We start from the raw sequence: 20,716 nt of genomic DNA on the forward strand, positions 1-20,716 counted from the left end.
AACGGATCATATTAATTACTGAAAATGCCTTAGGATAACCCTTCAGGTCAGCAATTGAACTGCGAAGTTTGAGTTAAGTAATAGGAATTCGTCAGTTAACCAAGTAATGACCATCAATAATCGTGGTACAACATCCACCGAATAAGACACGTTCTCCTTGCTTCTTCAACAGGATTTCATTATAAGATGTCTTATGGCCATTCTGCTCTAAACGGATTACAGAACCATCCCAAAGACCTTGTTGTAACAAGTAGTAACCAAATGCAGAATTACCAGAACCAGTAGCTGGATCTTCCAAATAGCCGAATTTGGGTGCAAAAACCCTCGTACGTGCATAGTGGGATTCACTGCTGGTTTCTTTCGTATAAACCAGTATAATATCAATGTTGTTGGTAAGACAATATTGCTGTAGAGAGGGTCTATCTGGTTGTAAGGAAAGGGTTGCCTGTAACGAGCAGATGGGAACAATCAAGGTACGAAGTCCAGCATCGATAAGAGCAAGTGGAGGTTGGGTATCCAAAGACTCTTTTGATAGTCCTAAAGCCGAGCATACAGAGTCTGCTGTAACAGAAACATCATAAACAGTAGGAGTTGGAGCTGCTATGAAGACAGCATTCTCTTCTGCAAGAGAGTTATATACTGTTAGTGTTTCCTTGTTGGTACGAAAAGTTAATGTGGGAAGGGAACATAATGTTTCAGAGGAGCGAAGAAGTTCATACATACAGGCAATTGTCCCGTGTCCACAGAATGCAATCTCACATTCCGATGAGTAATATCGTAGATGATAGGATCCAATGTCTTCTTCCGTACAGAATACAACCTCTGAAACAAATCCTTTGTGGTCAGCTGCGATGTCTTGCATTTGCTGCGAGGATAGTACCTGATTATGACTAAGATAGAGGCAAGCAGCGGGATTTCCTTTCCCGGTGGTTGTTGTAAATGCATTGATTTTTTTATATAGATACGTTGCCATGATGATTACCATGTCCTTTCTAAGAGTATAGTTTAACGAGTTGCCCGATAAATACCTTTTACTTTTATTATCATTAAGAATTGCTAAGATTGTTACATTACCCTTTCTTGGTGCATACGGTACCAACTGAGAAGCGGAGAAAAACAAATATGCATTTAGTAAAGCTATTATAAACTGGGTAGGAATGGTTTGCAAGAGAGCATTGTAGGTAAGACATAAGACAAAGCTTTTAGGTATATATGAGATAACAACCTTTATGTCTATAGCAACAAACGAAATTAAACGAAGCGATCCGAAACAATAGCATACGGAAATGAATATACGAACTTAGGATAATTAACTTTTAAAAAAATCCCTTGCTTTTGTAAAATGCCTGTGCTAAGATTAGCAACAATAGAAATTGTAAAAGCAATGAAAGAGACTGCGATCCACCGAATGCATTGAAAAACAGGAATATAGTGTCACCGACTGAGAGCACTATTCGGATGCTAAGTGAATCAAGGAACACTCTGGAGCTGGTGAACTGAACAAGTATTTGCCGAGAGAAGGAATAGGAAATCGGTTCTTCCATTGGATCACAAAGAAAAGTAGGTTTGCACGTTGCACGCGTTAAGTGTTTAAGCGGAGAAATCAACACATTTCTCAATGCGGGTGGTACCGCGGGAAAATAGCTTATCCCGTCCCGGAATATATTCAATTCCAGGGGCTTTTTTTATACCCTTTTTTCGTGAACCTTTCTATTGACCTACTAGCATTTTTCTATCTAGGTGGTCGAATATATGAGCCATCTTAGGAAGGCTGGTAGATCCATTGAAAGAAGGGCGTGGCCGTATGGAAGAGAATATGCTGAGATCGTTCTGGTGTACTCCTTATGGATTGCATTTCAGATTTCAGTCAAAGAGCTTAGATATTACATCAATTTGACTAATATTTAAGGAGGGATTTCTATGGAATTTATTTCAGGAATCAAAGAAAAGGAAACAGTAAGCATTTATGACATCATCTATGGTGATGATGTTGCAGGTAACCGTGTTGTAAGTGACACGACAGTAGACAGCCAGGCACTAGGCAAATGTGCCATGGAGGGCAAAGTGGTATCCGTAGATGGTGCCGTTCATACCATTCGAGACATGGGTGATTTTGCATTCCTAGTTTTACGAAAACAAGAGGGTGTGATCCAATGTGTGTTCAACAAGGAACAGACTTCATTTGATTTGAAGACCTTGAAAGAGGGAGCGACGATTGAAGTACAAGGAATGGTTGCAAAAGAAGAGAGAGCACCTCATGGATTCGAGATTCGACTGAACAAGATCACCGTATTATCCATGCCATCTTATGATACGATGTTACCGATTCCGATTAGCAAATGGAAGTTGAAGACTTCGCTTGAAACAAAGTTAACGTTACGACCAATTTCCCTTCGTAATATCAGAGAGAGAGCAATCTTTAAGATACAAGAAGGACTCGTTCGTGGTTTTCGTGATTTTATGTTTTCACAAGAGTTTACAGAAGTTCGTACACCTAAGATCGTAGCAGGAAATGCCGAAGGTGGTGCGAATGTATTCAAATTAGAGTATTTCGGAAAGAAAGCGTTTTTGGCACAAAGCCCTCAATTTTACAAACAGACGATGGTAGGGGTGTATGACCGTGTGTTTGAAGTGGGACCGGTATTCCGTGCAGAGAAACATAATACAACAAGACATCTGAATGAATATACCGGTTTGGATTTTGAGATGGGGTATATTCGTGGATTTGAAGAGATTATGGAGATGGAGCAGGCCATGTTAGCCTATACATTTCAATTTTTGAAGGAAACATACAGCAAAGAACTTGATCTTCTTGATGTGAAATTACCAGATGCTTCTAAAATTCCAGCGGTTCGCTTTGATGAAGCAAAACGTCTTGTTTCAGAGAAATACGATCGTAAGATCAAGAATCCTTATGATCTAGAACCAGAGGAAGAAATCTTAATTGGAAAATATTTTCTCGAAGAATATGGCAGCGACCTTGTATTCGTAACCCATTACCCTTCGAAAAAACGGCCTTTTTATGCAATGGATGATCCAACGGATCCAAAATTCACTTTAAGCTTTGACCTTCTCTTCAAAGGAATGGAGATTACAACAGGTGGACAGAGAATTCATGAGTATGATTCTTTGGTAGCTAAGATGGAAGCACGTGGCATGGATCCAGAAGATTTTGCAAATTATCTCATGATTTTCAAATATGGTATGCCGCCTCATGGTGGTCTTGGTATTGGTTTGGAACGATTGACCATGCGGTTGCTTGATGAGGTAAATGTTCGTGAAACAACGTTATTCCCAAGAGACGTTACTCGTTTGGAGCCTTAGTTATTGAGTGACCTTGGTGATGCATGAATTGATCCGTTGCTATGCAACGCGTGAAATGACTTTTTAACTCATGCATCAGCAAGGTCGATCGTAGTAGTCAATATAGAAAACAGCACAGAAAGCATGTTTCTGTTTGGCAGAAATGGAGAGTTAATATGAAGATAACAGATGAAACCATTACCTATGTTGCAGCACTGGCCAAATTAGATCTCTCGGAAGAAGAGAAAGACCGTGCAAAAACAGATTTAGAGAATATAATCAGCTATATGGATACCATGAATGAAATCGATACAAGTAATGTGGAACCAATGTCACATGCATTTCCTATGAAGAATGTATTCCGTGAGGATGTTGTCACCAATGGAGCAGATCGTGAGAATCTGCTTTGCAACGCACCGGTACAAAAGGAAGGATGTTTTATCGTTCCAAAGACTGTGGAATAGAAGGGAGAGCATGGTTATGACAGAAAGTAAATTACAAGAAGGAACGCCAATGACTGCCCTTGCATTAAGTGCGAAGATCAAAGCAGGGAAAGTTAAAGTAGAAGATGTTGTAAGACAGCAACTAGAGGTGATTAAAAAAGAAGATGCAACGTATCATTGCTATATTACTGTTTGGGAAGAGGAAGCATTAAAGAGGGCAAGAGAAGTACAGGCGGAGATCGACGCAGGACAGTACGCCGATTCCCCATTGGCAGGGGTGCCAATCGCCATCAAAGATAATATCTGTACGAAAGGACAACGTACTACATGTGCTTCTAAGATGCTTGAGAATTTTCGACCACCTTATAATGCAGAAGTAATAGACCGTTTGGAAGCAGCAGGCGCTGTTATTCTTGGTAAGGTGAACATGGATGAGTTTGCCATGGGAAGTACGACCGAAACCTCGTATTTTGGAATTACGAAGAATCCACATGGGGTAGAATATGTCCCTGGGGGTTCCAGTGGTGGTGCAGCGGCTGCCGTTGCAGCTGGTGAGGCGGTTGTGGCACTTGGTTCGGATACGGGGGGTTCCATTCGTCAGCCTAGTTCCTTTTGTGGGGTAACAGGAATCAAACCAACGTATGGTACCGTTTCACGATACGGTCTGATTGCATATGCGTCTTCTCTTGATCAGATTGGGCCAATTGGTAATACAGTAGCGGATTGTGCCAGTGTATTGGAAGTTATTGCAGGTCATGATGCGAAGGATTCTACTTCCGTACCAACAGAATCTTATTCCTATACCAGTGCCCTTGTAAATGATGTGAAAGGAAAAAAAATTGGTATACCAAAAGGATACCTAGGAAAAGGGTTAGAGGAAGAAGTGAAGACAGCAATCCTAAGAGCAGCGAAGGTATTAGAGGAGCAAGGTGCAATCGTCGAAGAATTCGACCTAGATATCGTCGATCTTGCAATTCCAGCATACTATGTACTTGCTTCAGCGGAAGCTAGTTCCAACCTTTCACGATATGATGGTGTGAAGTACGGTTATCGTACCCCTGACTTTGAAAGTTTACAGGAATTATATAAGAAGACGAGAAGTGAAGGTTTTGGACAGGAAGTAAAGAGAAGAATGATGATCGGTGCCTTTGTTTTAAGTTCCGGGTATTACGATGCCTACTATAACAAAGCATTACGTGTGAAAGCCTTGATCAAAGAAGGATTTGACCGTGCATTTGAGAAATACGATGTAATTCTTGGACCAACAGCGCCAACAACGGCATTGAAGATTGGAGAGAATCTAGCAGATCCATTGAAGATGTATCTTGGTGATATCTATACCGTATCGGTAAATCTAGCAGGTTTACCAGCGATTAGTTTACCTTGTGGTAAAGATTCCAAAGGACTTCCAATTGGACTTCAATTGATTGGAAAGCCATTCGGTGATAAAGATATTATCCAGGTTGCCTATACATTTGAACAAAACGACACTGTGTAGAAAGGAGAAACCACATGAAAGCATATGAAACAGTTATTGGTTTAGAGGTTCACGTTGAATTAGCGACAAAAACAAAAATCTTCTGCGGATGTACAACAGAATTTGGTGGTGCTCCCAATACACATTGTTGTCCCGTATGTACAGGAATGCCAGGTACACTCCCAGTTTTAAATAAAAAAGTAGTAGAGTTTGCAGTTGCAGCAGGTCTTGCAACAAATTGCACCATTACCCAGAATTGCAAATTCGATCGAAAGAATTATTTCTACCCAGATTTACCAAAGGCATACCAGGTATCCCAACTTTATCTGCCAATCTGTAGAGATGGTGGGATTGAAATTGACGTAAATGGTGTGAAGAAAGTGATTGGAATTCATGAAATCCATATGGAAGAGGATGCAGGAAAATTAGTCCATGATGAATGGGATGACTGCACTTTAGTGGATTATAACCGTTGTGGCGTTCCTTTGATTGAAATTGTGAGTGACCCTGACATGCGTTCTGCGGAGGAAGTCATTGCATATCTGGAGAAATTAAAATTAATTCTTCAATACCTTGGGGTTTCCGATTGTAAGATGCAGGAAGGTTCTCTTCGTGCCGATGTCAACCTTTCTGTTCGTGAGATGGGTGCTTCGGAGTTCGGTACAAGAACAGAGATGAAGAACCTAAACTCCTTCAAGGCAATAGCAAGAGCCATTGAAGGAGAAAGAAAACGTCAGATTGAAGTAATTGAATACGGAAAGAAGATTGTTCAGGAGACAAGACGTTGGGATGATAACAAAGATACCAGTTTTGCTATGCGATCCAAGGAAGATGCACAAGATTATCGCTACTTCCCAGAACCTGACCTTGTACCAATTGAAATCAGTGATGCCTGGCTTGAGGAAGTAAGACAGAGACAACCGGAACTTCGGGATGAGAAGATGGCTCGTTATGAGAAAGAATACGATATTCCAGAATATGATGCTGCTTTGATTACTAGTTCGAAGAACGTTGCAGATTTATTCGAAGCGACGGTAGCAATCTGTAAGAAACCAAAAGAAGTATCCAACTGGTTAATGGTAGAAACCATGCGATTGTTAAAAGAACATGAGATGGAACCAGAGAATATTGCATTTTCGCCAGAAAACCTCGCAAAATTAATTGCATTAATCGAGGCTGGTTCCATAAACCGTACGGTTGCCAAAGAAGTTTTTGAAGTTGTCTTTACCGATAATATTGATCCAGAATCCTATGTGAAGGAAAAAGGATTACTTATGGTAAATGATGAAGGCGCACTTCGTAAAACAATTGAAGAGATTGTCGCAGCAAATCCACAATCCGTAGAGGATTACCATAACGGAAAGACAAAAGCGATGGGCTTCTTAGTAGGGCAGACAATGAAAGCCATGAAGGGAAAAGCAGACCCTGGAATGATCAATCAGATTGTGATGGAATTGTTGCAGTAACAATAAAGGAACGTGTAAAACGATAAGTAATATTGAAGATAAGAAAAACAATTTTCATAAACTGTGTGTAAAAGAAGGACACGACGTGTTCCAATTAAAGGATACAGTTGTGAAAATTGTTTTTTTGCTTCTTACATTGCATAGGGATGTATGTTAATTCACGTCCTTTCTTGAACAACTTGAAGAAAACGAGTATAATAAAAGCATTGTAAGGAGGATGAGTATCATGGAACGGTTAGAGAAACAGATGAATTTTCTAATGGAAGTGGATAAGCTGAAAGAGATTACAAGGCAAACCTATATATCCAGTGGAAAACGATTGGAAGACGATGCAGAACATTCTTGGAGTCTTGCGTTAATGGTAGCATTATTAAGTGAACATGCCAATGAGAAGATTGATGTTGCAAAAACCATGCTTATGGTATTGATCCATGATATTGTGGAAATCGATGCGGGAGACACGTATGCATATGATGATGCGGGAAATCTTACAAAGCGAGCACGTGAGGTTGCAGCTGCAGATCGAATCTTTGCAATATTACCAGAAGATCAGGGAATCTATCTTCGTTCTCTCTGGGAGGAGTTTGAAGAGGGAAAAACACCAGAGGCTAAGTTTGCACTGACAGTAGACAAAGTACAGCCAATCACACTCAATGACCACACAGAAGGACGAGCATGGAGAGAGCATGAGGTACATATTGATAAGATCCAAAAGCGAAATGAACATACAGCAGAAGGTTCGGAAGCATTATGGAAGTATGCGAAGCGTTTGATTGATAAAAATGTAGAGATTGGTAATATTAAAAAATAACAAACTTTGCAATACATGTTTTGAGCGAGAAGATTCTGATTTGCTAAGTTTAGAAATGAAAGGTAGAAAAGGAGTAACATATGGATTATCGTGTAAAATTAAAAGAAGAAAATGAAGCAATGAGAGAACGGTTTGATCTAGCAGTGGAGAGAATTCGTTCAATTCCAGAAGAACATACGGTTAAGGAACCTTTTGTGACATACTTTCATAAAGTGTCACAATACATTCTAAAAATGGTCGATGTATTCCATGCCATTGAGGATGGAAGTTATGAAAAAAAATCATTAGTAGAATTACAAGCGTGGAATAAAGATCTATATGAGGACTTGTCTGGTGAAAACTATGAAAGCAGTTATGCGAATCCAGCATATGCCTGTGAAATATTAGGGGAAGATTACGGAAAAGTATTGACTTGCATTTATGCCAGATTACGTGCCAGTTTAGCTGGTGCATTTGAATATCGTTTATTTGATTTAACTGTAAATATGGAACTGTTTATTGAAATCTATAATCTTTTTGAAGAAGAGGATGAGACGACTTACAAAGAAATCAAATCCGCTCTTTACTATACAGCAACGGATTATAGTGAAGAGGTTTGCTATCATCGTACAAGAGAATTATTGGATCCAGAACTATCATTCCTAGTTGATATTGTTATGAATTCTGATCTGAGTGATCTGCGCTACCTGTATCAATATGGAGACAGAATTACGGATACAGAATTAAAAACAGCAGAGTTCTTAAATGGCTTAAGCCAGGAAAAGATTGATGCCATGGCATCTACGTATACAGAAGGATACCGTATTGGTTTTGGACTTGCAGGAATTGATCTGTCTAAGAAGGGCATTGTAAATGTTCGTTATGAGATTGGTTTTGAAAGAATGGTTCGAGCAGCAATTAAACAATTCGAGAAGATGGGCTTAAAACCAACCATCCGTCGAAGTGGATCCAATAAGTTCAATAAACAATATGATTATGACCATCGTTTTGATTATGCGTTGTATTTTGATAAAGGATATATTGAAAAACGTCTGGCACATCTGCGAAAAGGATATGATGCTTTCAAAGAACAAGCTTCTTTATTCGCAGGTCCTGCTGTAATAGAGACATTTGGTGAGAAACCATTTACCCCAGTAAGCAAACCGGAGTGTAATAAATTGAATGACAAGCAGCAGAAGTTAGATGTAGAATTCAGTAGGGATTCTCGTTTGTTAATGAATGAATATATTAAGGGCGATGAATACAGTTTTACCATCATTGCATATCCAGTACCAGACATCGGAGAACAATTTGAAGAAATCTTCGAGGAAACAGTGAAAGTTAATACATTGGATTACAATCTATACAAAGAGATTCAACAAAAACTAATCGATACGTTAGATTCAGGAGAATATGTTCATATCCAGGGTTCTGGAGTGAATAAGACAGATCTGAATGTACAACTTCATGAAATACCAGATAAGAAGACACAGACAGGATTCGAAAACTGTTTGGCTGATGTAAATATACCAGTTGGAGAAGTATTTACCTCACCTAAGTTAACAGGTACGAACGGAATCCTTCATGTGAGCGAAGTTTATCTAAATGATTACAAATACATTGATTTAGAATTAACCATGAAAGATGGAAAGATTGCAGAGTATACATGTAAGAATTTTGATTCGGAAGAAGAGAATAAAAAGTTCATCAAAGAAAATCTTCTGTTTAACCATGAAACCTTACCAATGGGTGAGTTTGCGATCGGTACCAATACCACAGCGTATATGATGGGAAGAAAATATAACATACAGGACAAACTTCCAATCCTAATTGCCGAAAAGACAGGACCACATTTTGCAATGGGAGATACTTGCTATAGTATGAGTGAAGAGATGGTTACAAGAAATCCAGACGGGAAAGAAATTATTGCAAAAGACAACGAATGCTCCATCTTACGTAAGACGGATCTTGCTTTAGCGTACTTTAACTGCCATACGGACATAACCATTCCATATGATGAACTAGGTGAAATTGCTGTATATACGAAAGATGGCCAAAAGATTGTATTAATTGAAAATGGTCGCTTTGTATTAGAAGGAACAGAGGAATTAAACCGTCCATTTGATGAATAAATCGAAGTGTTACGAAAATAAGTTTCGTAATATTGCATAAAAATAGTAGCAATAACAACCGATCAGATTTATAATAATTATTATAAACAAGGTTGTTATTGCTACTTTTTATTATTTCATTTCCTGGTCTGTATAAATAGAGGAATCTAGAAACTCTTCTGTTGAATCACCTTCTGTTTCTTCATCAGGTTCATAATACTTGAACACTTTCACGAATTGGAACGAATTTATGTATGCAATGAAAGCAAAACCAAAAAGAATTAAGAAGATTGAAAATATCGGTAATACATAAGCGAGGACAACCATTAAAACATTAGTAATTGTAATGAGGATGGTCTGTTTTAAATTTTGTAAAGAGATAAACAATGCATTCTTCATTGTTTGTTTCACTGTGTTTTCAAATCGCGCTAATATAGGAAATACATAAAACAAAGTAAATACAAAGAGAAGTAATGCAATAGAAATAAGTGTCCCAAGTATATTACCAATGGTTGATTTCATGGTAAACCAAAATGATACATTGAATGTTAAGACAGCACCAAGGAATAACATGATCAGCCAGATGATTGTGGATTGTTTGAAATTTTCTTTGAACGAACGAAAGAAATTTCTGGCTATGTACCCGTGTTCTTCACGTGCAGTCTGCATCGTTACATAATACAGAGCGGTAGTTGATGCTCCTATGGTCACGATGGGTAAACAACAGATCAGCCATAGAAAATTAAGTAAGATGTATTCAGCTAACGTGTTCATAAATTGAAAAAATGGACTATTCACATTGAATTTCATAGTCGTACCTCCTAGTTTATACACAAGTGTGTTGAATTTATAGTATGAAGAACTGCATTACTAAAAAAAGTATCAAGAAGCCTATAATATAAGTTCTAGATTAATAGTAATAGAAGTTATTCGAATTTACAACTAAAAGATATGTCTTATTTGTACAGTAAAAATTAGTGAAATGACCTTTTGCTTCTTACCGATGTACGAATTATTTTATTGCAATGCACAATTGTGTAGTAGGTGGGAGAAATTGAAGGTTTATATGGATATTATACGAATAATTGGATTACTTAATCGGTTTCATTTGTAATATTAGATAAAAAAGTAAGAAGTCTAATTTTTAATATAGTGCATCTTGAATTCTGATAGTATCAAAATGCACAATGAAATGATACTATCTAGTTACAAGTTAATCATAATTACTGATGTGATTACGATATTATAGGGAGGCATGGACATGGGAAATATAGGAAAGTCCAGTACGGCAGTTGCAGTCGGGCAAAAGAAAAAATTCACAATACCGGTAGGAGCAAAATTATTCCTTTTGGTTTTACCATTTTTAATTTTAGTATTTTTATTTTCATATTATCCATTGAATGGGTGGAGATATGCTTTTTACGATTACCGAGCACCGCTAAAATTATCACAATGTGATTATGTAGGTTGGAAGTGGTTTAAGTACCTATTCGGTAATAAGATGCAAATTACGCAATTACTGAAAGTGTTAAGAAATACATTTGCAATGAGTGGATTAACAATCCTAACATCATTCTTACCAGTAATCTTTGCAATATTTTTAAATGAGATCAAATGCAAATGGTTCAAAACTTTAGTACAGACACTTACAACATTACCGAACTTCATCAGTTGGGTTTTGGTTTATTCTGTAGCATTCGCATTATTCTCAGACACAGGTATGGTTAATACAATGCTTCAAAATGCAGGAATAACAACGAATGTAGTTAAATTCCTAGATAGTGATGCCCACACATGGCTATGGATGCTATTCTGGTCAACGTGGAAAGGTCTAGGTTGGGGATCCATTATGTATTTGGCAGCAATTGCAGGTACTGACCAAGAGTTATATGAAGCAGCAAGAGTAGATGGTGCTGGAAGATTTCGATTAATGAGACATATCACATTACCATCATTAATGCCAACATTCTTTGTATTATTAATGATGTCAATTGCGAACTTCCTTACAAATGGTTTGGATCAATACTTCGTATTCAGCAACTCATTCAATATGGAACATATTCAAGTACTTGACTTATATGTATATAAATTAGGTTTGGGCTCAAATGGTCTTTCCTTAGCAACAGCAATCGGTATGCTAAAGAGTTTGATTAGTGTAATTCTGTTCTGCGTAGTAAACTTTGTATCTAAGAGAACTCGTGGCGAATCAATTATGTAGTAGGAAAGGAGAGCAATTATGTCAACAAAAGTAGCAATAAAGAAAAAGAAAAAATTAACAAAAGGAGACGTAACATTTAGTATTATAAACTATGCGGTCTTCCTTATATTAACAATCATTTGTGCATATCCTTTCTACTATTTGATCATCAATACGATTAGCGCCAATGATTTGTCAGCCAATGGTTTTATTAATTTCTTACCTCAGAAGGTTCACTTTGAAAATTACATTCAAGTTATCAAATTAAGAGGACTTTCTACAGCTGTATTCGTATCAATTGGTAGAGTTGTTATCGGTACAGCAGCAACCGTATTAGCTTCTGCTTTCCTTGGTTTTATGTTTACCCAGGAAAAAATGTGGGCTAGAAAGTTTTGGTACAGATTTATTGTAATTACAATGTATTTTAATGCGGGGTTAATCCCAATGTATTTGACAATGATGAATTTACATTTAACAAATACATTCTGGGTATACATAATTCCAGGTATTGTACAGCCATTTAATATCATTCTTGTTAAGACTTATATTGAATCAATACCAAGATCATTACAAGAAGCAGCAGAAATTGATGGTGCAGGAATTGTAAAAGTATTTTTAAAAGTTATTCTTCCTACATCAACACCAATCTTAGCAACAATTGCAATCTTCTCTGCGGTAGGACATTGGAACTCCTTCCAAGATACTTTGATCTATGTAACAGATCAAGGGTTATGGACATTACAATATCTACTATATTCCTATATTAATCAAGCAAGTTCACTTGCAACATTGATTAAGAACAGTTTGGGTACTACACAGAACATGATGGCCCTTGCAACACAGCAAACATCAACTTCCGTACGTATGACGGTTTCCGTTATCGTTGTATTCCCAATCTTATGTATCTACCCAATGTTCCAAAGATACTTTGTAAAAGGTATTATGATTGGTTCTGTAAAGGGTTAATGTTACTTACGCATTCATGGATAAGAAAATGTTTGCTTATCTCTTGAGATCATCAGACATTTGCTTACCTTTGAATATATATTGTCTAGTTCTTAGGCAATCAATAAAAGGAGGATATAGGTATGAAGAAAAAAGTAGCAAGAGTTTTGTCACTTGCATTAGTTGTAGCTATGCTAGGTACAACGATGACTGGTTGTGGAAAAAAGAAAGACAACAAAGATAATAATGCAACAGAAACAACAACTGATGCAACAGCAGAAGCAACAGATGATAGCACAGGGGATACTGCTACAGATGATGCTGCAGCAAAAACTTATGACAAGTTTATTACTGTAGATGTATTCGCTTCTCAAGCAAACTACCAAGGAATTCAATCAGGTTGGTTTGCAAAAGTAGTAAAAGACAAATTCAACATGGAACTTAACATTATTGCACCAAACGTAGCTGGTGGTGGAGATACATTATTCCAGACACGTTCTGCAGCTGGTAACTTAGGTGATTTAGTAATGATCGGTTCTGAAAATGGTAGATTAGCAGATTCTGCAGAAGCAGGTTTGTTATATGATATGACAGATATGGTCGCAAATACAAAATATGTATCTCAATATACAGGCGCACTTGAAGTAGCAAAAGGACTTTCCAAAGATGGTAAATTATACGGTATTCCTTCAGCAGTTTCTTCTCAACCTGCAACAAATCCTTCAGAAGGTCTTGAATTAACCTTCGGTACATACCTTCGTTGGGATTATTACAAAGAATTAGGATATCCAGAAGTGAATACACTAGAAGACTTATTACCTATTATGAAACAAATGCAAGATGCTCATCCAACTTCTGATTCAGGAAAACAAACATATGCAATTTCCTTATTCAAAGATTGGGATGGTAACATGATGTGTATGGGTAAACAACCTGCTACAATCTATGGTTACGATGAATTAGGTTTCCTATTCTCTAAAGCAGATGGTACAGATGACCAAAGTATCATTGATGATGATTCACAATACATCAGAGTTTTAAAATGGTATTTTGATGCAAACCAAATGGGACTTGTTGACCCAGAATCTACAACACAAAACTATGATACAATGTATGCAAAATATCAAGACGGCGCTGTATTATACTCTCCATGGCCTTGGTTAGGTCAAGCAGCTTACAACACTGTTGAACATAAACAAGCTGGTACTGGATTCATGTTCGTTCCAGTTAAAGATGAAAAAGTGTTCTCATATGGTTGTACTCCAAACGGATCTGCAAAATATGTAATTGGTATTGGTTCTAAAGCACAAGATCCACAAAGAATGATGGATTTCATTGATTGGTTATATTCACCAGAAGGTGTTATGTACTCATGTGCTCAAACAGCAAGTACTTGTGGACCACAAGGTTTAACTTGGGATATGGTAAATGGTAGACCAGAATTAACTGATTTTGGTAAAGAATCTTTATTAAATGGTGATGGAACAGTTCCTGATGAATGGGGCGGCGGTTCTTGGAAAGATGGTGTTTCACAACTTAACTTCCAAACAGTTTTAGCATCTGATAATAACCCTGATACAGGATGTCCTTATAACTATACATTATGGGAATCTGTAATTGAGTTAAATTCAACTCCACTTGATACAGATTGGCAAGAAAAGACAGGTGCTTTATCTACAGTTGAATACTTAAAGAACAATGATCAAATTCTTGTTGCACCTGGTACTGATTTCGTTTCTCCAGCAGAAGAATCTGAAATCACTACATTACGTAGCCAATGTAAAGCAATCATCATCGAAAACTCTTGGAAGATGGTATTTGCGAAAGATGAAGATGAATTCTACAGCTTATTAAAGAACATGCAAGATACTGTTAAAGGTCTTGGATATGATGACGTTTTAGCTTTTGATAAAGAATGTGCACAAAAGCAAACTGAATTACGTAATGCTGCTAGACAATAATAAGAGCTGGTAATTTAGGATAACTATTTATTTGTAAATTCCTAGGTGATCGTTTCACGATATAATAGCATATTGCTATATAAACTGTGAATGGATCACCTAGGTTTTCTTTTATAACTTTTGTAACTTTTTGCAGTGTATCCATTCTATGATGTATAGGTTGAATTGCCTTTTTTCTATACTAGAATAGTCCGCCGACTTTCCTATTATAAAACCCTCCGTGGGATGCGCATTCGCACATAAAGTAGATGTCACTGAAGCTGGCTCAAAATATATGTAATTGATAAAAATTGTTGTATAAATGGAAATAGTGCAAAAAACTGCAAGAATTCTTTTGAATTAAGTTGAAAATGTACAGAGGATATAATAAAGTGTATATAAGGAGATACAAGGGGAAGATAAGTGGTACAACATAAAGTAAGGGAGAGGAGTATAATCGAATCCTTCTAAGGAGGTCGAAAAATGAAAGGTAAGAAAGCAATGAATGTGTTTAGCAAAAACAAGAAACAACAAAAGAGCGCCGAAAACCGGGAGTTACAAATGAGAGATCTACAAGAGGTAAGTAAAAAAGTAATTACAGAAACAAAAAAAGCAAAAAAGGAGGCAAAGAAGGAAGCGGAACGTATTAGGAAAGAAGCAAGACAATATAAGCAAGAGACAAAGGATATGAAAAAGAATTCTAGGCTTGGGGTGAAACTTACGATTGGATTCCTCGTTCCTGTAGTATTTGTAATCATTCTTGGTATTATCTCATATAATAAAGCGTCAAGTGGTATTATCTCAAATTATGAGAGAGCAAGTAAACAAACATTAGATTTGACTACACAGTATATAGAATTTGGTCTAAATACTGTTGAATCGACTGCAATCCAGTTTGAATTCGAAGATAGCACGACAAAATATTTCTTAAACTATACAAGTGTAGATAAAAGCGAATTACAAAGTACATACACAACTTTGTTTAATGAAATGCATTCAAAGAAAGTATCTGATGAATTCCTCAAAGATGTTCATATCGTTTCGGATGTGGTAGATCCAATTTCTTCTTCTGGAATTAAAGCAAAGGATAGTTATAGTACATTCATTAATTCTAAAGAAGGACAGGCTATTATGGGAACCAGTCAAAAAAGTGGTTGGTTTGGGTATTGTGATGATATCGATACATTATTTAATACGAATACGAGTAATTACGCAATTCGTTATATGAGAAAATTTGCTACATCCAATGCAGCAATTGTTATTGATGTAAATGCAGAAACCGTGAATAAAATATTATCAAACTTAGATTTTGGTAAAGATTCCTATGTTGCAATTGTAACAGAAGATGGAAGAGAGATTCATGAAGATGAAAGCATTACAGAAACAGTATTTTCAGGAGAGGATTTTCTATTAGGACAGAATGGGGAAACGGAGAGAACAGGAAGTGAATACGTAACATACAAAGGTGAGGACTACTTATACATGTATTCTGCAATAGGAGAAACAGGTGCAACAATCTGTGCATTAATGCCAAAGAGTGTTATTACAGCACAAGCAGATGACATTAAGCAGATTACTTTTATTATCGTTCTTATTACCTGCGTTGTTGCTATTTCCTTAGGAATGTTTATTACGTTAGGAATCAGTAAGGAAATTGCACATACTATTCAGAATTTAAAGAAAGTTGCTGCAGGTGATCTAACGGTTAAATTCCGTACAAGACGAAGAGATGAGTTTATGATTTTAGCGAAGAACATACAAGATATGACAGAAAGTATGAAATCGTTAATCTATAAGACAAAGAATCTAAGTACAACGGTATCTGATTCCTCTATGCAAGTTACGGATACAGCCAATACATTTACAGAAGCAACGCGTGAGATTTCTGCGGCAATTGATGAAATCGAACAAGGGGTTAATCAACAGGCGACTGATTCGGAAAATTGCTTACAACAGATGGATAAGCTTTCGAAGAAGATTGAAAATGTAAGTCAGAATACCACGGAGATGGAGAATATCGCACAAGATACGAGAGGGGCTGTATTATCAGGAAAAGAGATGATGCAGGAATTAGAGGCAAAGACAGATGCTACGAATACGGTAATCAATCAGGTTGTAGAAGAAATCGTTACGTTGGAGCAGAAGTCCGTTGCCATTGGTAATATTGTGTCAGTAATTAATGATATTGCGGAACAGACGAATCTATTGTCATTGAATGCTTCCATTGAAGCAGCAAGAGCAGGAGAAGCTGGAAGAGGCTTTGCTGTTGTAGCAGATGAGATTCGTAAGTTAGCAGATCAATCTGCCAATTCAGTAGCACAGATTCATAATATTATTAATGAGATACAGGCAAGTGTTCAAACAACCGTACAGCATGTACGAGTAGCTGGGGATGGAATGAAACAACAGAAAGTTGCCGTAGATGATACAGAGAAAACATTTGGTGATATCAATAGTAGAGTTGAAAAACTAGTGGATAACATTAAAGTAATCTCTTCGAATATTGCGGAAATTGAAAGTGCAAGAGCAAGTACACTTTTAGCAATTGAAAGTATATCTGCTGTTTCAGAAGAGAATGCAGCAGCGTCTACTGCAGTTAATGATACTTCGAAAGAACAATTGCAGCAAGTTGATAAATTAGATGAGGCAGCGAAAGCATTAGATCGAAATGCAAAAGAATTGGTTGAAGCAGTTAAACAGTTTACGGTTGACTAGGGAAAATCGTATTAACACACGTTTGGAGTAAACACTGCCTTATTGTAGAAGTGGGACGACGGTGCCAATATGAACGAGATTCAAATTAGCACCGTCGTTTTTAGATAATAAGTAAGAAAGGTATGGGGAAAAGGAAATATGGAAGAACAATTAAAGAAGATTGATGATGTCATAGCAAAAGGAAAATACAAAGAGACCTGGGATTCGTTGTTAGATTTTGATGTTCCTTCCTGGTTCAAAAAAGCGAAATTTGGTATATTCATTCATTGGGGAGTCTATAGTGTACCTGCTAATTCAAATGAGTGGTATTCAAGAAATATGTACATAGAGGGAACGCCTGCTTATGAACATCATATAAAGACCTATGGTCCGCAGAATCAATTTGGTTACAAGGATTTTATACCAATGTTTAAAGCAGAAAAGTTCAATCCAGAGGAGTGGGCAAAGACATTTAAAGAAGCAGGAGCCAAATATATCTTTCCAGTAGCAGAACATCATGATGGATTTCAAATGTATAAAAGTTCCATTTCTCATTATAATGCATATGAGATGGGACCTAAGAGAGATGTTCTAGGCGAATTAAAAGCTGCATTTGAAAAAGAAGACCTTGTATTCTGTACCTCTTCTCATCGTGCGGAACACTGGTTTTTCATGGGACATGGAAAAGAATTTGATAGTGATATTAAAGATCCTATGAAGCGAGGAGATTTCTATTGGCCTGCAATGTCAGAACCAGATCACCAGGATCTCTATAGTAACCCATACCCTTCAAAAGAATTCTTAGATGATTGGTTGATTCGTACCTGCGAGATTATTGACAATTATAAACCAAAAGTATTGTATTTTGACTGGTGGATTCAACATGAGGCATTTAAGCCATATTTAAGAAAGCTAGCAGCGTATTACTACAACCGTGGAGAAGAATGGGGCGAAGAAGTAGCCATTACATACAAACATGATGCCTTTATGTTTGGTAGTGCAATTGTAGAGATTGAACGTGGAAAATTCGCTGATCAGAAACCGTATTACTGGCAGACAGATACTGCAGTAGCAAGAAATACATGGTGCTATACAGAAGAAAATGATTATAAGAGTTCTCGTGAGATTATTCTGGACCTAGTTGACGTTGTAAGTAAGAATGGTAATATGCTTCTAAATATCGGACCAAAAGCAGATGGAACGATTCCTGAGGGAGATGCAAAGATCTTACGTGAAGTAGGAGCTTGGTTGAAAGTAAATGGAGAAGCAATCTATAATAGTAAAGTTTGGAGAAAAGCAGGAGAAGGTCCAACAAAAGAAGTGGAAGGACAATTCCAGGACTCCAAAGCATCCGAGTATACGAAAGAAGATATTCGTTTTACAGTTAATGGTGGTGCGATCTATGCAACTTTCTTAAATTATCCACTAGATGGGGCGACTTTGATTCGTTCTTTAGCAGAAGCAAAGGATCAGAACAAACCAGAATTCCATGGTATCATTCGTAATGTAGAAGTATTGGGATTTGATGAAATACCAGAATGGTCAGTAGATAAAGAGGGATTACATATTAAGACACAGAACGTTACAAGTGAGAATCCAATTGTTATGAAGATTACATTAGATTAGATGAATACAGGGTACAATACCATTAAGTGATTGAAACACTTAGAACAAAAAAACAATTTTCAGTGAATTTTTATTCATGAAAATTGTTTTTTTGTTTTTGTATCGGGCGAACCATTCTATTACAAACTGGATGGAATGGTTAGTCGATATCTTGAATATTATGTTTGTTCCGATACTCTGCAGGACTAATGCCAACATATTTTTTGAATTTTTTATGAAAATAATCTACGTTTTTGTAACCTACATTTTTACTAATTTCGTATACTTTAAGATTATCTTGCAGCAACATTTCTTTAGCCTGGGCAATACGAATCTGGTCAACATAAGAGTTAAAATTTGAACCGACTTTCTTGCTGAATACCTTTCCCAAATAAGAACTGTTGTATCCGAACATAGGGGCAAGTGTATCTAATTTCAAGTTGTTCTTATAATTGTATCGAATGTAGTATAGGATATCATCTATTACGCTGTCACTAGAAGAATTCCCAATTGCTTTTATGATCTGGTCAAATTGCTCATTAAAATATTGTATTATCTCATATAGGTAACGAGAATGATGGATGAAATCAATAATCTCAGAGTTACTATTTAAATGGAGTTCCTTATCGCTATAATTTTGCTCTACCAGATGTTTAAGATGCAAAAAGATGCCAGTTAAGAAGGATTGAATGGAATCAATGGATTCCTTGCAGTAAAAGAGATTATTCTTTAATTCATCAAGAGAACTCTCGATGCCTTTTCTATTATACGTTTGAATGTACTGGTAAAAAAGATTGCAGTAATGTTTGGAGTCTTCTTCTGTAATGGCATAGGTTAACTGATCTGCATTTGGTAATTGATCAGGAAGTAGCATATGTTGATGTTTCTCACAGAAAAACCGTCGATTCAGTAAGGTAAGTGCATCATGATAGGAAAAATAAACATCATTAATATTGTTAATAACTCTTCCTGCCGCAATGAACAGATTGGAGAAAGAATCGGATTTTGGATTGAGTTCCATCTCATCAAGAACAGCTTGAAATTGTTTTAAAAGCATTTCTCCTTTGATGATCACAACTTCTTTGTCCGCAATATTTACTCGTTCTACATTTCGGCTCTTAATTGATGATACACGAAGCAATTTGCAGAATGTAGTATAGTATTCCGTATCTTGTGGATAATAGCCATCTAAGATCAACGCACGATAACTATCCGCAACTAGATTAAGATCCTCTAGATTAAGGGAATTAGATATTGAATCGGAGGTTTTTGGTGCATTATGTTGTTTATCATCTTGTATAATATCGCGCAAGATACTGTCTTTGGCTTTTTCACGATACGTTTCCATATTGGATGATCGCTCTTGATCGGTTCGAATTGCCTCTTGAATGGATTTCACAGCATCTAGCAATTCGTCCTCATCTACTGGCTTTGTCAAATAATAATTGACACCGCAACGAATGGCATCCTGTGCATACTTAAAGTCTGAATAACCACTTAATATGATGATTCGTCCAGTAAATCCTTCTTCTCTAGCACGACGAGCAAGTTCCGTTCCATGCATCTTTGGCATACGTATATCAAGTAAAACAAGATCAGGATTATTGGCTAGTATACCTTCTAATGTGTTAATTCCATTCGTGCCTTCTCCGCAGAGTTTGAATCCAAGTTCTTCCCAATCGAGAATATTCTTCAATCCTTCTCTAACAATATCTTCATCATCAGCTATAAAAAGTTTAAGCATG

Annotated in this window: 14 protein-coding genes; 11 read left to right on the forward strand and 3 right to left on the reverse strand. The window is 36.9% G+C overall.

What is annotated here, in order from left to right; genetic code table 11:
* Positions 1 to 91 precede the first annotated feature (91 nt).
* Positions 92 to 973, reverse strand: coding sequence for a PhzF family phenazine biosynthesis protein (locus HBB17_RS01690; protein ID WP_167955194.1), 882 nt, complete (start codon positions 971 to 973; stop codon positions 92 to 94).
* A gap of 947 nt (positions 974 to 1,920) precedes the next feature.
* Here HBB17_RS01690 and aspS point away from each other — a divergent pair.
* The 6 genes from aspS to HBB17_RS01720 all read left to right on the forward strand — a co-directional run bounded on the left by aspS (position 1,921) and on the right by HBB17_RS01720 (position 9,611).
* Positions 1,921 to 3,324: an aspartate--tRNA(Asn) ligase gene (aspS, locus tag HBB17_RS01695; protein WP_167955196.1), complete on the forward strand. Its 1,404-nt coding sequence runs from the start codon at positions 1,921 to 1,923 to the stop codon at positions 3,322 to 3,324.
* 155 nt (positions 3,325 to 3,479) lie between these two features.
* Positions 3,480 to 3,767, forward strand: a complete 288-nt coding sequence (gatC, locus tag HBB17_RS01700) for an Asp-tRNA(Asn)/Glu-tRNA(Gln) amidotransferase subunit GatC (RefSeq protein WP_167955198.1) — start codon at positions 3,480 to 3,482, stop codon at positions 3,765 to 3,767.
* A gap of 16 nt (positions 3,768 to 3,783) precedes the next feature.
* Positions 3,784 to 5,244 carry an Asp-tRNA(Asn)/Glu-tRNA(Gln) amidotransferase subunit GatA gene (gene gatA / locus HBB17_RS01705; RefSeq protein ID WP_238483650.1) on the forward strand — a complete coding sequence of 487 codons (1,461 nt, stop codon included), beginning with the start codon at positions 3,784 to 3,786 and terminating at the stop codon, positions 5,242 to 5,244.
* 14 nt (positions 5,245 to 5,258) lie between these two features.
* On the forward strand, positions 5,259 to 6,689 hold the full coding sequence (gene gatB / locus HBB17_RS01710) for an Asp-tRNA(Asn)/Glu-tRNA(Gln) amidotransferase subunit GatB (protein ID WP_167955202.1): 1,431 nt from the start codon (positions 5,259 to 5,261) through the stop codon (positions 6,687 to 6,689).
* A 226-nt stretch (positions 6,690 to 6,915) separates the two neighbouring features.
* Positions 6,916 to 7,500 carry an HD domain-containing protein gene (locus HBB17_RS01715; RefSeq protein WP_167955204.1) on the forward strand — a complete coding sequence of 195 codons (585 nt, stop codon included), beginning with the start codon at positions 6,916 to 6,918 and terminating at the stop codon, positions 7,498 to 7,500.
* Between the two features lie 80 nt (positions 7,501 to 7,580).
* Entirely contained in the window at positions 7,581 to 9,611 is a 2,031-nt protein-coding gene (locus tag HBB17_RS01720; protein ID WP_167955206.1) for an aminopeptidase, read from the forward strand.
* Between the two features lie 111 nt (positions 9,612 to 9,722).
* Here HBB17_RS01720 and HBB17_RS01725 read toward each other — a convergent pair whose 3' ends face one another.
* Positions 9,723 to 10,400 (reverse strand): YesL family protein, encoded by a 678-nt coding sequence (locus tag HBB17_RS01725; protein WP_167955208.1) that lies wholly within the window; start codon positions 10,398 to 10,400, stop codon positions 9,723 to 9,725.
* A gap of 451 nt (positions 10,401 to 10,851) precedes the next feature.
* On the opposite strand from HBB17_RS01725, the gene HBB17_RS01730 reads away from it, so the two are divergent.
* From HBB17_RS01730 to HBB17_RS01750, 5 genes are all read left to right on the forward strand, one after another.
* Positions 10,852 to 11,808 (forward strand): ABC transporter permease, encoded by a 957-nt coding sequence (locus HBB17_RS01730; RefSeq protein WP_167955210.1) that lies wholly within the window; start codon positions 10,852 to 10,854, stop codon positions 11,806 to 11,808.
* A gap of 18 nt (positions 11,809 to 11,826) precedes the next feature.
* Positions 11,827 to 12,753 (forward strand): carbohydrate ABC transporter permease, encoded by a 927-nt coding sequence (locus tag HBB17_RS01735; protein WP_167955212.1) that lies wholly within the window; start codon positions 11,827 to 11,829, stop codon positions 12,751 to 12,753.
* A gap of 122 nt (positions 12,754 to 12,875) precedes the next feature.
* On the forward strand, positions 12,876 to 14,693 hold the full coding sequence (locus tag HBB17_RS01740; protein ID WP_167955214.1) for an extracellular solute-binding protein: 1,818 nt from the start codon (positions 12,876 to 12,878) through the stop codon (positions 14,691 to 14,693).
* Positions 14,694 to 15,155: 462 nt separating this feature from the next.
* Positions 15,156 to 17,387 (forward strand): methyl-accepting chemotaxis protein, encoded by a 2,232-nt coding sequence (locus HBB17_RS01745; RefSeq protein ID WP_167955215.1) that lies wholly within the window; start codon positions 15,156 to 15,158, stop codon positions 17,385 to 17,387.
* 138 nt (positions 17,388 to 17,525) lie between these two features.
* Positions 17,526 to 18,992: an alpha-L-fucosidase gene (locus tag HBB17_RS01750; RefSeq protein ID WP_167955217.1), complete on the forward strand. Its 1,467-nt coding sequence runs from the start codon at positions 17,526 to 17,528 to the stop codon at positions 18,990 to 18,992.
* A 139-nt stretch (positions 18,993 to 19,131) separates the two neighbouring features.
* Here the strand turns inward: HBB17_RS01750 and HBB17_RS01755 are convergent, their stop codons facing one another.
* Positions 19,132 to 20,715, reverse strand: coding sequence for a response regulator transcription factor (locus tag HBB17_RS01755; RefSeq protein WP_167955218.1), 1,584 nt, complete (start codon positions 20,713 to 20,715; stop codon positions 19,132 to 19,134).
* Position 20,716 lies beyond the last annotated feature (1 nt).

It is taken from the genome of Anaerosporobacter faecicola (assembly GCF_012070565.1).
Classification (GTDB): Bacteria; Bacillota; Clostridia; order Lachnospirales; family Lachnospiraceae; genus Anaerosporobacter; species Anaerosporobacter faecicola.

Bases quoted from the DNA above. Each gene is read 5' to 3' on its own strand.
- HBB17_RS01690 (WP_167955194.1), bottom strand. From the start codon at position 973: ATGGCAACGTATCTATATAAAAAAATCAATGCATTTACAACAACCACC.
- aspS (WP_167955196.1), top strand. From the start codon at position 1,921: ATGGAATTTATTTCAGGAATCAAAGAAAAGGAAACAGTAAGCATTTAT.
- gatC (WP_167955198.1), top strand. From the start codon at position 3,480: ATGAAGATAACAGATGAAACCATTACCTATGTTGCAGCACTGGCCAAA.
- gatA (WP_238483650.1), top strand. From the start codon at position 3,784: ATGACAGAAAGTAAATTACAAGAAGGAACGCCAATGACTGCCCTTGCA.
- gatB (WP_167955202.1), top strand. From the start codon at position 5,259: ATGAAAGCATATGAAACAGTTATTGGTTTAGAGGTTCACGTTGAATTA.
- HBB17_RS01715 (WP_167955204.1), top strand. From the start codon at position 6,916: ATGGAACGGTTAGAGAAACAGATGAATTTTCTAATGGAAGTGGATAAG.
- HBB17_RS01720 (WP_167955206.1), top strand. From the start codon at position 7,581: ATGGATTATCGTGTAAAATTAAAAGAAGAAAATGAAGCAATGAGAGAA.
- HBB17_RS01725 (WP_167955208.1), bottom strand. From the start codon at position 10,400: ATGAAATTCAATGTGAATAGTCCATTTTTTCAATTTATGAACACGTTA.
- HBB17_RS01730 (WP_167955210.1), top strand. From the start codon at position 10,852: ATGGGAAATATAGGAAAGTCCAGTACGGCAGTTGCAGTCGGGCAAAAG.
- HBB17_RS01735 (WP_167955212.1), top strand. From the start codon at position 11,827: ATGTCAACAAAAGTAGCAATAAAGAAAAAGAAAAAATTAACAAAAGGA.
- HBB17_RS01740 (WP_167955214.1), top strand. From the start codon at position 12,876: ATGAAGAAAAAAGTAGCAAGAGTTTTGTCACTTGCATTAGTTGTAGCT.
- HBB17_RS01745 (WP_167955215.1), top strand. From the start codon at position 15,156: ATGAAAGGTAAGAAAGCAATGAATGTGTTTAGCAAAAACAAGAAACAA.
- HBB17_RS01750 (WP_167955217.1), top strand. From the start codon at position 17,526: ATGGAAGAACAATTAAAGAAGATTGATGATGTCATAGCAAAAGGAAAA.
- HBB17_RS01755 (WP_167955218.1), bottom strand. From the start codon at position 20,715: ATGCTTAAACTTTTTATAGCTGATGATGAAGATATTGTTAGAGAAGGA.